Annotated in this window: 11 protein-coding genes; 9 read left to right on the plus strand and 2 right to left on the minus strand. The window is 61.6% G+C overall.

Annotation, left to right across the window (positions count from 1 at the left end; translation table 11 throughout):
• Positions 1–4 precede the first annotated feature (4 nt).
• The 9 genes from FGE05_RS23950 to FGE05_RS23990 all read left to right on the plus strand — a co-directional run bounded on the left by FGE05_RS23950 (position 5) and on the right by FGE05_RS23990 (position 9,871).
• On the plus strand, positions 5–1,015 hold the full coding sequence (locus tag FGE05_RS23950) for a hypothetical protein (protein WP_139648850.1): 1,011 nt from the start codon (positions 5–7) through the stop codon (positions 1,013–1,015).
• Positions 1,016–1,295: 280 nt separating this feature from the next.
• Positions 1,296–2,711 carry a cytochrome c oxidase accessory protein CcoG gene (gene ccoG, locus FGE05_RS23955; protein ID WP_139648852.1) on the plus strand — a complete coding sequence of 472 codons (1,416 nt, stop codon included), beginning with the start codon at positions 1,296–1,298 and terminating at the stop codon, positions 2,709–2,711.
• An 11-nt stretch (positions 2,712–2,722) separates the two neighbouring features.
• The gene (locus FGE05_RS23960) at positions 2,723–3,262 is read left to right on the plus strand and encodes a FixH family protein (RefSeq protein WP_139648854.1); all 540 of its coding nucleotides are present in this window, start codon (positions 2,723–2,725) and stop codon (positions 3,260–3,262) included.
• Between the two features lie 155 nt (positions 3,263–3,417).
• Positions 3,418–5,868, plus strand: a complete 2,451-nt coding sequence (locus FGE05_RS23965; protein ID WP_139648856.1) for a heavy metal translocating P-type ATPase — start codon at positions 3,418–3,420, stop codon at positions 5,866–5,868.
• Positions 5,869–5,893: 25 nt separating this feature from the next.
• Positions 5,894–6,112 carry a cbb3-type cytochrome oxidase assembly protein CcoS gene (ccoS, locus tag FGE05_RS23970; protein WP_139648858.1) on the plus strand — a complete coding sequence of 73 codons (219 nt, stop codon included), beginning with the start codon at positions 5,894–5,896 and terminating at the stop codon, positions 6,110–6,112.
• Positions 6,105–6,788, plus strand: a complete 684-nt coding sequence (locus tag FGE05_RS23975; protein ID WP_139648860.1) for a sulfite exporter TauE/SafE family protein — start codon at positions 6,105–6,107, stop codon at positions 6,786–6,788. Before ccoS ends, FGE05_RS23975 begins: the two co-directional genes overlap by 8 nt.
• 247 nt (positions 6,789–7,035) lie before the next feature.
• Positions 7,036–8,418 (plus strand): oxygen-independent coproporphyrinogen III oxidase, encoded by a 1,383-nt coding sequence (hemN, locus tag FGE05_RS23980; RefSeq protein ID WP_139648862.1) that lies wholly within the window; start codon positions 7,036–7,038, stop codon positions 8,416–8,418.
• A 93-nt stretch (positions 8,419–8,511) separates the two neighbouring features.
• Entirely contained in the window at positions 8,512–9,246 is a 735-nt protein-coding gene (fnr, locus tag FGE05_RS23985) for a fumarate/nitrate reduction transcriptional regulator Fnr (protein WP_139648864.1), read from the plus strand.
• A gap of 76 nt (positions 9,247–9,322) precedes the next feature.
• Positions 9,323–9,871, plus strand: a complete 549-nt coding sequence (locus FGE05_RS23990; RefSeq protein ID WP_139648866.1) for an adenine phosphoribosyltransferase — start codon at positions 9,323–9,325, stop codon at positions 9,869–9,871.
• Positions 9,872–10,141: 270 nt separating this feature from the next.
• Here FGE05_RS23990 and recR read toward each other — a convergent pair whose 3' ends face one another.
• Together recR and FGE05_RS24000 are read right to left on the minus strand one after the other, a co-directional pair.
• On the minus strand, positions 10,142–10,744 hold the full coding sequence (gene recR / locus FGE05_RS23995) for a recombination mediator RecR (protein ID WP_041020490.1): 603 nt from the start codon (positions 10,742–10,744) through the stop codon (positions 10,142–10,144).
• Between the two features lie 66 nt (positions 10,745–10,810).
• A complete protein-coding gene (locus FGE05_RS24000) occupies positions 10,811–11,845 on the minus strand; it encodes an NADP-dependent oxidoreductase (RefSeq protein WP_139648868.1) in 1,035 nt (344 codons plus the stop codon).
• Positions 11,846–12,047 lie beyond the last annotated feature (202 nt).

Consider the following 12,047-nt stretch of genomic DNA (forward strand, 5'->3'; position numbering starts at 1 on the left):
CTAAATGGACCTGTTCAACCTTCTTTCCTACAAACTTGAAAACTTCCTGAACGCCCGCCCCTACCCCAAGGCGCTGGGCGCCATTTTCTATGAAGAAGACGAGCCCTTATTACTCCGAGTCGTGGCCAGGAGAAGCAACGGCTCAGCCTTCAGCGTGAGCCGTTGGCACGACTTGTTTTCAGCAAGCGCTTTCGAAAAATCCATGGCGAAAATCGGATTCACGGAATCGGATTGCTATGCCCTGCTCCTGGTCCTGTCACGCCTTGGCTACCTGCTCGAGATCGACAACCGCCAACGAACCAACAAAGACTATTTTGTTTTCTTCTACTTGATCCAGTTGATCAGCTTGAAGAACAGCCCGATCGATTCCAATGCACAACTCAGAAACCACATGTTCAGGTTCCTGCTTTTCGAGTTGAGCATCGACGACGAGGTGTATCGTCGGTTCAGCATCGAGGGTTATCAGTTGATGATGGCGACCGATGCCTTGGGGCCTGTGCCTTTTCTGGAGATCATCGATCTGGTTTACAAGGCAATCAAGGCGGACGCCAGGAAAGAGCATGAGCTGCTGAGCCATTTGAAAAGCTATCAGACAGCCGTTATCCGATTACTGACCGAAGCTGACGGAGACACTTACCGCTTCAAGCTCAATGATCGCCACAGCGAACTCATGTACCCCGACCTTTTTCTGAATACCTATGCCCAGAACAGGCGGTGGGTACTCAACGCTGTGATCGATACGCTCAATCCACTCCAATCAACGGAAAACCTGTTCGTCTCGAACATGATTCTGATGAACTACTCCTTCCACATACTGAAAAACCGGCCTCGTGAAATCCTGAAACTGAAGAAATACGTCAATGATGAGGTGCTGTTCGGCAAATTGCTGGAGGCCATCATCCTGCGTCGTATGACCGTCACCAAAGCGCTGTTCGAAAAGATTCCTACGGGTCATGATCTGACCTCGATCAATAACGATTCAGCGTCGTTCTACAACATCCTGTATAGCCACTAGCTCCCCCGCCACCTAGTGCAGCCTTCAGGCGTTGCCTGCATTCACCGCTGGCGGCAAAACCAAAGGGACCAGCAACGCCCATGGACTGTCTATAGTCAATTGATCTGGGTCATGACTTGTTACATCCGCTACACCATTCGCCCCTTGCGCCCAACGCGACCAAAGGTCGCACCCTTGGGCTAGAGCGACAGGCGTATCATTGGGCCATTGCAGCACCCTTTCTGACCGTGGTCGGCACGCACTGGCCTCGGCACTTTTCCACTGCCGTGGGATGCATTTGATGAGCAATCAGATTCCGGTACATGACGTTACCCCGCCTGCCAAGGATGCCAACAAGAGCGTCGACTTGTATGCCTCTCGGGAAAAAATCTACACCCGAGCCTTCACCGGTCTGTTCCGCAACCTGCGGATGGTCGGCGGAGCCTTTTTGTTCCTCCTGTACTTCGGTACCGTCTGGTTGAACTGGGGCGGTCATCAGGCCGTCTGGTGGAACCTGCCGGAACGCAAATTCTTTATTTTTGGCGCGACCTTCTGGCCCCAGGATTTCATCCTGTTGTCCGGACTGCTGATCATCGCCGCCTTCGGCCTGTTCTTCATTACGGTGTACGCCGGTCGGGTGTGGTGCGGCTATACCTGCCCGCAGAGCGTGTGGACCTGGATCTTCATGTGGTGCGAAAAAGTCACCGAAGGCGACCGCAACCAGCGCATCAAGCTGGACAAGGCGCCCATGGGGGCCAACAAATTCCTGCGCAAATTCGCCAAGCACAGCCTCTGGCTGCTGATCGGTTTCGTCACCGGCATGACCTTCGTCGGCTACTTCACGCCGATCCGCGAGCTGGTGTTCGAGTTCTTTACCGGTGAGGCCGATGGCTGGTCGTATTTCTGGGTCGGTTTCTTCACCCTCGCCACCTATGGCAACGCCGGCTGGCTGCGCGAGCAGGTGTGCATCTACATGTGCCCTTACGCCCGCTTCCAGAGCGTGATGTTCGACAAGGACACGCTGATCGTGTCCTATGACCCACGTCGCGGCGAAGGCCGTGGCCCTCGCAAGAAAGGCATCGACTACAAGGCCTTGGGCCTGGGGGACTGCATCGATTGCACCATGTGCGTCCAGGTCTGCCCCACCGGCATCGATATCCGCGACGGCCTGCAGATCGAGTGCATCGGCTGCGCCGCCTGCATCGATGCCTGCGACAACATCATGGACAAGATGGATTACCCTCGCGGCCTGATCAGCTACACCACCGAACACAACCTGTCCGGGCAGAAAACCCATAAACTGCGCCCGCGCCTGATCGGCTATGCCCTGGTGCTGCTGGCGATGATCAGCTTGTTGGTGACGGCGTTCTTCATGCGCTCGCTGGTGGGTTTCGACGTCAGCAAGGACCGCGTGCTGTTCCGCGAAAACGCCGAAGGCCGGATCGAGAACGTCTACAGCCTGAAGATCATGAACAAGGACCAGCGCGATCACACCTATGTGCTGGAAGCCACCGGCCTGCCTGACTTGAAGCTGCAAGGCCGACGGGAAATCAAGGTCGCGGCCGGCGATATCTTCAGCCAGCCAGTGGAGTTGTCCAGTGCACCGGACCAGCTGCCGTCGAGCACCAACGAGGTGACCTTCATCCTCAAGGATGCCGATGACGACAGCGTTCATGTCGAAGCCAAGAGCCGGTTCATCGGCCCACAAATTCGTTGAGAGAACTGAACATGCCTGCAGCAACCGCCACCAGCCCTTGGTACAAGCACCTCTGGCCGTGGATCATTATCGGGATCCTGACCTGCTCGGTGACCTTGAGCCTGACGATGGTGACCATTGCAGTGAAGAATCCGGACAACCTGGTCAACGACAACTATTACGAAGCCGGCAAGGGCATCAACCGCTCGCTGGAGCGCGAACTGCTGGCCCAGACCCTGCAGTTGCATGCCAACGTGCAGATGGATGATGTCACTGGCGAGGTGGACCTGCGCCTGAGCGGCAACAGCCGGCCGCAGACCCTGGAACTGAGCCTGATTTCTCCGACCCAGCCGGAGAAGGACCGCAAGATCGTCCTGACCCGCAACGACAGCGAGCCGGGGCGGTACATCGGCCAGTTGACGGACAAGATCGAAGGCCGGCGCTTTGTCGAATTGCTGGGCATGGAGAACGACAAGACCTGGCGACTGTTCGAAGAGGAACAGGTCAACCACGACCAGGCCATCCTGCTGGGCGATGAGCCGCTGCAAGGTGCTGAAGACCTGAAGAAGTAGGCCGTCTTTCTGTCGTTCTGATTGTTCCCACGCTCCGCGTGGGAACACAGCCCGGGACGCTCCGCGTCCTCCCGCAAGCGTGACGCGGAGCGTCACAGGATGCGTTCCCACGCAGAGCATGGGAACGATCATTGGACAACGTCTGTGAAAACGCAATGACTACGCCCCTGCCCTGCTACCACTGCGCCCTGCCCGTCCCTCCCGGCAGCCGCTTCATCGCCGTTGTCCTGGGTGAAACCCGTGAGTTCTGCTGCCCGGGTTGCCAGGCGGTGGCCGAGGCGATTGTCGCTGGCGGCCTGGAGAGTTATTACCAGCATCGCAGCGAAGCATCGGCCAACCCCGAAACCCTGCCTGTCCAATTGACCGATGAACTGGCGTTGTACGACCGCCCCGACGTGCAGCAATCGTTCGTGCGCCACGAAGGCGAGCTGGCCGAAACCACCCTGTTGATGGAAGGCATCAGTTGCGCCGCCTGTGGCTGGTTGATCGAAAAACAATTGCGTGGCCTGCCGGGCGTGGCCGAAGCGCGATTGAACCTGTCCAATCATCGCCTGCAGGTGCGTTGGGCCGACGCTGAACTGCCGTTGAGCACCCTGCTCGCCGAATTGCGCCAGATCGGCTACGTTGCCCACCCGTACCAGGCCGACCAGGCCAGCGAGCAACTGGCCGCGCAAAACCGCCTGGCCCTGCGCCAGCTCGGCGTGGCCGGGCTGCTGTGGTTCCAGGCCATGATGGCAACCATGGCGACATGGCCGGAATTCAATATCGATCTGAGCCCGGAGATGCACACCATCCTGCGCTGGGTCGCGCTGTTTCTCACCACCCCTATCGTGTTCTATAGCTGCGCGCCCTTCTTCAAAGGCGCGATGCGTGACCTGCGCACCCGCCACCTGACCATGGACGTTTCCGTGTCCCTGGCGATCGGCAGTGCTTACATCGCCGGGATCTGGACCTCTGTCACCGGCGTGGGCGAGCTGTATTTCGATGCCGTGGGCATGTTCGCGCTGTTCCTGCTGGCCGGCCGCTACCTGGAGCGACGGGCCAGAGAGCGCACCGCTGCGGCCACCGCGCAACTGGTCAATCTGTTGCCGGCCTCATGCCTGCGCCTGGCAAGCGACGGCCAGAGCGAACGCATCCTGCTCAGCGAGTTGCGTACCGGCGACCGGGTCCTGGTGCATCCAGGGTCGGTCCTGCCGGCCGACGGCAGGATCCTCGACGGCCAGTCCAGCATCGACGAGTCCCTGCTGACCGGTGAATACCTGCCGCAAACCCGCCAAGTGGGCGATGCGGTTACCGCGGGCACGTTGAACGTCGAAGGCGCCTTGACCGTCGAGGTGCAGGCATTGGGGCAAGACACCCGATTGTCCGCCATCGTGCGGCTGCTGGAGCGAGCCCAGGCCGAAAAGCCGCGACTGGCGGAAGTCGCCGACCGGGCAGCCCAATGGTTCCTGCTGCTCTCCCTGGTCGCCGTTGCCGCCATCGGCCTGTTGTGGTGGCAGCTGGATGCATCCCGCGCCTTCTGGATTGTCCTGTCGATGCTGGTCGCCACCTGTCCTTGCGCGCTGTCCCTTGCTACGCCAACCGCCCTCACTGCCGCCACCGGCACCCTGCACAAGCTCGGTCTGCTGCTGACCCGGGGTCATGTGCTGGAAGGCCTGAACCAGATCGATACGGTGATTTTCGACAAGACCGGCACCCTCACCGAAGGTCGCCTGGCCTTGCGCGCCATTCGCCCCCTGGCAGGCCTCGACGGCGACCAGTGCCTGGCGCTGGCCGCCGCCTTGGAAAACCGCTCCGAACACCCCATCGCACGGGCTTTTGGCCGCGCGCCGCTGGCCGCCGAGCAGGTACAGAGTACACCCGGGCTGGGGCTGGAGGGCCAAGTCGGCGAACAGCGCCTGCGCATCGGCCAACCCGGCTTTGTCTGCGAATTGAGCTGCGCGGCAATACCGCCGATGCCGGACGAGCCCGGCCAATGGCTGCTGTTGGGCGATACCGGCGGGCCCTTGGCCTGGTTCGTCCTCGACGACCGCCTGCGCGCCGACGCCCCGGCCTTGCTGGCGGCTTGCAAGGCGCGCGGCTGGCGAACACTCCTGCTGTCGGGCGACAGTTCGCCAATGGTTGCCAGTGTCGCCGCCGAACTGGGCATCGACGAGGCACGGGGCGGACTGCGCCCGGACGACAAACTGGCGGTGCTGCAGCAGTTGCACCAGCAAGGCCGCAAGGTGCTGATGCTCGGCGATGGGGTCAACGATGTGCCGGTGCTGGCGGCAGCGGACATCAGTGTGGCCATGGGCTCGGCCACCGACCTGGCCAAGACCAGCGCCGACGCGGTGTTGCTGTCCAACCGTCTCGATGCCCTGATCCACGCCTTCAACCTGGCCCGGCGCACCCGTCGGGTGATCATCGAGAATCTGGTGTGGGCGGCGCTGTACAATGGCCTCATGTTGCCGTTCGCCGCCCTCGGCTGGATTACCCCGGTGTGGGCCGCCGTCGGCATGTCCATCAGTTCGTTGACCGTGGTGTTGAATGCGCTGAGGCTGACTCGCCAGCCCAAGCTGCAGGTTTTCGACGCCGCGCCCGATACCCGCCCGCTGCCGGCCTGAGCCGCGCGGGCCTGGAGTTCCGAGAATGCCAGCTCTCTACGTGATGATCCCGGCCGCGCTGCTGATCGTGGCCATCGCCGTGTACATTTTCTTCTGGGCCGTGGACAGCGGCCAGTACGACGACCTCGACGGTCCGGCCCACAGCATCCTGTTCGATGATCAGGACCCCAATCACAAGGCCGCCGTGGACGAAGCCGACGGCCAAGCCCAGCGGCCGGACGACAAGGCCCCGCCCCATGCTTGATCTGGCGCCATTACTGGTTTCAGCGGTAATCCTCGGCCTGCTGGGCGGCGGCCATTGCCTGGGCATGTGCGGCGGCCTGATGGGCGCCCTCACCCTGGCGATTCCCAAGGAACAACGCAGCCGGCGCTTCCGGCTGTTGCTGGCGTACAACCTGGGGCGAATCCTGAGCTATGCCACTGCCGGGCTGTTGATCGGCCTGGCTGGCTGGGCGGTCGCCAACAGCCCGGCAGCGATGTTCATGCGGGTATTGGCCGGATTGCTGCTGATCGCCATGGGCCTGTACCTGGCGGGCTGGTGGAGCGGCCTGACCCGCATTGAAGGCGTCGGCAGGGGCTTGTGGCGACATATCCAGCCGATCGCGAATCGCTTGCTGCCCGTATCGAGCCTGCCCCGAGCCTTGTTACTTGGCGCACTGTGGGGCTGGCTGCCCTGCGGCCTGGTCTACAGCACCCTGCTGTGGTCCGCCAGCCAGGGCAACGCATTGGACAGCGCGCTGCTGATGCTGGCTTTCGGCCTCGGCACCTGGCCGGTACTGCTTGCCACCGGCCTGGCCGCCGAACGCGTCACCGCCCTGCTGCGCAAGCGCAGCGTGCGCACGGCCGGCGGCCTGCTGGTGATCATTTTCGGCATCTGGACCCTACCGGGGCCGCACCAGCATTGGCTCATGGGGCATTGATCGGGATTCCCTGTCACTGCCACCTGTGGGAGCCGAGCTTGCTCGCGATCGAGGACGGCACCATCAATACTCAATTGACTGACCCACTGCTATCGCGAGCAAGCTCGGCTCCCACAAGTTGTACTCCACACTCAGCCCCCATCCGACAGGGTCTTGTACAGCACTCCCCCGTTGATGCAAATCAACACGCCCCAGCGTCCACCCTCCTAGACTCGCGCTCATGCCAGCCTATCCGGGGAACGCCCGCATGCTCGACGCCATTCGTTGGGACTCTGATCTGATCCGCCGCTACGACGTAGCGGGGCCTCGCTACACCTCGTACCCGACTGCGGCGCAGTTCGCCGGCCAGGTGGGGACCTTCGACCTGCTCCACGCCCTGCGCGACAGTCGCAAGGCCATGCGGCCACTGTCGCTGTACGTACACGTGCCGTTCTGCGCAAATATTTGCTACTACTGCGCCTGCAATAAGGTCATCACCAAGGACCGTGGTCGCGCCCACGCCTACCTGCAACGCCTGGAACAGGAAATCCAGCTGATCGGCTGCCATCTGGATCCCGCCCAGCGCGTGGAACAGTTGCACCTGGGCGGCGGCACTCCGACCTTCCTCAGCCACGACGAGCTGCGCCAGTTGATGGCCAAGCTGCGCAAGCATTTCAACCTGCTGGATGACGACTCCGGTGACTACGGCATCGAAATCGATCCCCGGGAAGCCGACTGGTCGACCATGGGTCTGTTGCGGGAACTGGGTTTCAACCGGGTCAGCATCGGCGTGCAAGACTTCGATCCGGCCGTGCAACGCGCCGTCAACCGCCTGCAAAGCCTGGAGGAAACCCGTGCGGTGATCGAAGCCGCCCGGACCTTGCAATTCCGCTCGATCAACATCGACCTGATCTACGGCCTGCCCAAGCAGACCCCGGACAACTTCGCCCGCACCGTTGCAGAAGTCATCGACCTGCAACCAGATCGCCTTTCGGTGTTCAACTACGCTCACCTGCCGGAACGCTTCATGCCCCAGCGGCGCATCAACAGCCAGGACCTGCCGAATCCGGAACAGAAACTGGCGATGTTGCAAGGCACCATCGAACAACTGACCGCCGCCGGTTACCGCTACATTGGCATGGATCACTTCGCCCTGCCCGACGACGACCTGGCCATCGCCCAGGAAGAGGCCACCCTGCAACGCAACTTCCAAGGCTATACCACCCATGGCCACTGCGACCTGATCGGCCTCGGCGTGTCAGCCATAAGCCAGATCGGCGACCTGTACTGCCAGAACAGCAGCGACCTGAACCAGTACCAGGGCATCCTCGCCGACGGACAACTGGCAACCAGTCGCGGGCTGGTGTGCAATGCCGACGACCGGCTGCGGCGGGCGGTGATCCAGCAATTGATCTGTCATTTCGACCTGGCCTTCGCCGAGATTGAGCAAACCTTCAATATCGATTTCCAGGGTTATTTCGCAGCGTTGTGGCCGCAGTTGCAGGCCATGGCCGAGGACGGGTTGATCGAGCTGGATAATACCCACATCAAGGTATTGCCTGCCGGGCGCCTGCTGGTGCGTTCGGTGTGCATGGTGTTCGACAGCTACCTGGAGCAGCAAAACCGGCAGCGCTTCTCCCGCGTCATCTGAGCGCGACAATTTGACGAGGAACCACGCTGGCCCAGGACCCGGAGCTGGGTTACCCTTACGGCCTATGTGTGTTTTCCCACAAGGATTGAAGAAATGTCCGAGCCAGTCAAACTGCGCGCCCACAGCCAGGCCCATTGCAAGGATTGCAGCCTGGCTCCTCTCTGCCTGCCATTGTCGCTGAATCTGGAGGACATGGACGCGCTGGATGAAATCGTCAAACGGGGCCGACCGTTGAAAAAAGGTGAATTCCTGTTTCGCCAGGGTGACACCTTCGATTCCGTCTATGCCGTGCGCTCGGGCGCGTTGAAAACCTTCAACCTGAGCGACAGCGGCGAGGAGCAGCTCACCGGTTTCCATCTGCCCAGCGAGCTGGTGGGACTGTCCGGCATGGACACCGAGAGCCATCCGGTCTCGGCCCAGGCGCTGGAAACCACCTCGGTGTGCGAGATTCCCTTCGAACGCCTCGACGAACTCGCGCTGCAACTGCCGCAGTTGCGCCGCCAGTTGATGCGAGTGATGAGCCGGGAGATCCGCGACGATCAGCAGATGATGCTGCTGCTCTCGAAAAAGACCGCCGACGAGCGCATCGCGACCTTCCTGGTCAACCTCTCCGCCCGCTTCCGTGCCCGTGGCTTCTCGGCCAACCAGTTCCGCCTGAGCATGTCGCGCAATGAAATCGGCAATTACCTGGGCCTGGCCGTGGAGACCGTCTCCCGGGTGTTCACCCGTTTCCAGCAGAATGAGTTGATCGCCGCCGAAGGCAAGGAAATCCACATCCTCGACCCGATCCAGCTCTGCGCCCTGGCCGGCGGCTCGATCGAAGGCTGATGAACACGCGCGGCTGAGGGATTCCCTTGGCCGCGCTATACTGCCGCGTTTGCAGCCCTGCCAGGACATTTCGACGATGGTCTTCGACTCCTTCGACATCAAATCCCTGATCCGCCCCGTAATCGACTTCCCCAAACCCGGCGTGATCTTCCGCGACATTACCCCGCTGTTCCAGTCCCCCACGGCCCTGCGGCTGGTGATGGACAGCTTTGCCCACCGCTACGTCGAGGCCGAGTTCACCCACATCGGCGCGATGGATGCCCGGGGCTTCCTGATCGGTTCGATCCTCGCCTACCAGTTGAACAAACCATTGGTGCTGTTCCGCAAGCAAGGCAAGCTGCCGGCCGATGTGCTGGCCGAGGGTTACCAGACCGAATACGGCGAAGCGTTCCTGGAAGTACATGCCGACAGCCTGTGCGAAGGCGATTCGGTGGTGATGTTCGATGACCTGATCGCCACCGGCGGCACGCTGATCGCTGCCGCCAACCTGATCCGCCGTATGGGCGCCAAGGTCCACGAGGCGGCGGCGATCATCGACCTGCCGGAATTGCTGGGCTCCCAGCGATTGACCGACATGGGGATTCCAACGTTCTGCCTGACGCAGTTCTCCCTGAGCGAACGATAACCGCCCGACCATCATCGGTTCGGTGGGAGCGGGCTTGCTCGCGAAAGCGGTGTATCAGTCACATTATCGCTAACTGACTTACCGCCATCGCGAGCAGGCTCGCTCCCACAGGGTTTGTGTTCGGCCGCAGAATACTAAAGCTACCCCCGACCAATGTGGGAGCGAGCCTGCTCGCGATTGCAGAGTGCCAGTCGCCTCTTGACTGACTGATACTCCGCTATCGCGAGCAGGCTCGCTCCCACAGGTCTCCCACAGGTATTTGTATCGTGCTTACAGCGTAATCGGCTTGCGCCCGGCAAACGAGTGCGCCAGCGTCCCGCCATCGACCAACTCCAGCTCGCCCCCCAACGGCACGCCGTGGGCGATGCGGGAGGCGACCAGGCCTTTGTTGCTCAGCAACTGGGCGATGTAGTGGGCGGTGGCTTCGCCTTCCACCGTCGGGTTGGTGGCGAGGATGACTTCGGTGAAAGTCCCCGCCTCTTCGATCCGCGCCATCAACTCTGGAATGCCGATGGCCTCCGGCCCCAGGCCATCGAGGGGCGAGAGATGTCCCTTGAGCACGAAGTACCGCCCACGGAAACCGGTCTGCTCCACCGCATACACGTCCATGGGCCCTTCCACGACGCACAGCAGCGTGTCGTCCCGACGCGAGTCGGCGCATTGGGGGCACAGGTCGTCTTCAGTCAGGGTCCGGCATAAACGGCAATGCCCGACCCCTTCCATGGCCTGGCTCAAGGCCTGGGCCAGGCGCGAACCGCCGCTGCGATCACGCTCAAGCAATTGCAACGCCATGCGCTGGGCAGTTTTCTGACCCACACCCGGCAAGGTTCGCAGGGCATCGATCAGTTGGCGAATCAAAGGGCTGAAGCTCATCGAGGAAATGTCCGACATAACAACGAGACGCGGTTTATACCCGCGCCTCTGACCAGCGTCAAATACTCAATCCTGCGCCACCCGCACCACCAGCTTGCCGAAGTTGCGTCCTTCCAGCAGCCCGATAAACGCCTGTGGCGCATTCTCCAGACCATCGACCACGTCTTCGCGGAACTTGACCCGGCCATCCCGCACCCATGGCGCCATGGCGCTGATGAATTCCGGCTGACGATCACCGTAGTCGTCAAACACGATAAATCCCTGCATGCGCACCCGTTTGGTCAGCAAGGTGCGTTGCAACTGCGGCAACCGATCCGGTCCGCTCGGGGCGTGCTGATCGTTGTAGGACGCGATCAGGCCACAGAGCGGGACGCGGGCCTTGGCGTTGAGCAGCGGCAGCACCGCGTCGAAGACTTTGCCGCCGACGTTCTCGTAATAGATGTCGATGCCTATGTCGCACGCCCGGGCCAGCTCTTCGGCAAAGTGCTCGCTCTTATGGTCGATGCAAGCGTCGAATCCCAACTCGTCGACCACGTACTGGCATTTCTCGCTGCCGCCAGCCACCCCGACGACCCGAAGCCCCTTTATTTTCGCCACTTGGCCGACTACAGAACCCACGGCGCCCGAGGCGGCGGCCACCACCAGGGTTTCCCCGGCCTTGGGTTGACCGATGTCCATCAGTCCCATGTAGGCGGTCATGCCCGGCATGCCCAACACTCCCAAGGCCATCGACGGACTGGGCAACCCGGATGGAATGGGTATGACGTTGCGACCATCGCTGATGCTGTGGCTCTGCCACCCCGTGGCCCCCACTACCAGGTCGCCCTCGTGAAATTTCGGGTGCTTCGAGCGCACTACGCGGCTGACAGCTCCGCCGGTCATCACTTCGTCGATTTCCACCGGCGCAGCGTAGGACGGCGCGTCGCTCATGCGCCCGCGCATGTAGGGATCCAGGGACAGGAACAGTGTCTCGAGCAGGATCTGCCCGTCCGCCAGCTCTGGCAGGGTTACCTGCTCAACCCGGAAATTCTCCGCGGTGGGCGCGCCCTTGGGACGGGAAGCGAGGACGATGCGCTGGTTGGAGGTCGATGCTTGTGACATGGAAACGTCTCCTTGATCGTTGAATGGGCACGTATAGGGAGCAGACCATTGCCTGGGGGGTGGCGTTCGATGTTTATCGCTGTGGGAGCAAGGCTTGCCCGCGATGGATTCAACGCGGTCTTTTCAGGGGGCCCCGGCGCTTATCGCGAGCAAGCTTTGCTCCCACAAGGGTTCCGGCCATCACAGCCATGCACCCGAAACA

The sequence above is a fragment of the Pseudomonas sp. ICMP22404 genome (genome assembly GCF_006227205.1).
Classification (GTDB): domain Bacteria; phylum Pseudomonadota; class Gammaproteobacteria; order Pseudomonadales; family Pseudomonadaceae; genus Aquipseudomonas.

What these genes read in the sequence shown, in the direction of transcription:
- FGE05_RS23950 (WP_139648850.1), top strand. Translation starts at nt 5, where the DNA reads ATGGACCTGTTCAACCTTCTTTCCTACAAACTTGAAAACTTCCTGAAC.
- ccoG (WP_139648852.1), top strand. Translation starts at nt 1,296, where the DNA reads ATGAGCAATCAGATTCCGGTACATGACGTTACCCCGCCTGCCAAGGAT.
- FGE05_RS23960 (WP_139648854.1), top strand. Translation starts at nt 2,723, where the DNA reads ATGCCTGCAGCAACCGCCACCAGCCCTTGGTACAAGCACCTCTGGCCG.
- FGE05_RS23965 (WP_139648856.1), top strand. Translation starts at nt 3,418, where the DNA reads ATGACTACGCCCCTGCCCTGCTACCACTGCGCCCTGCCCGTCCCTCCC.
- ccoS (WP_139648858.1), top strand. Translation starts at nt 5,894, where the DNA reads ATGCCAGCTCTCTACGTGATGATCCCGGCCGCGCTGCTGATCGTGGCC.
- FGE05_RS23975 (WP_139648860.1), top strand. Translation starts at nt 6,105, where the DNA reads ATGCTTGATCTGGCGCCATTACTGGTTTCAGCGGTAATCCTCGGCCTG.
- hemN (WP_139648862.1), top strand. Translation starts at nt 7,036, where the DNA reads ATGCTCGACGCCATTCGTTGGGACTCTGATCTGATCCGCCGCTACGAC.
- fnr (WP_139648864.1), top strand. Translation starts at nt 8,512, where the DNA reads ATGTCCGAGCCAGTCAAACTGCGCGCCCACAGCCAGGCCCATTGCAAG.
- FGE05_RS23990 (WP_139648866.1), top strand. Translation starts at nt 9,323, where the DNA reads ATGGTCTTCGACTCCTTCGACATCAAATCCCTGATCCGCCCCGTAATC.
- recR (WP_041020490.1), bottom strand. Translation starts at nt 10,744, where the DNA reads ATGAGCTTCAGCCCTTTGATTCGCCAACTGATCGATGCCCTGCGAACC.
- FGE05_RS24000 (WP_139648868.1), bottom strand. Translation starts at nt 11,845, where the DNA reads ATGTCACAAGCATCGACCTCCAACCAGCGCATCGTCCTCGCTTCCCGT.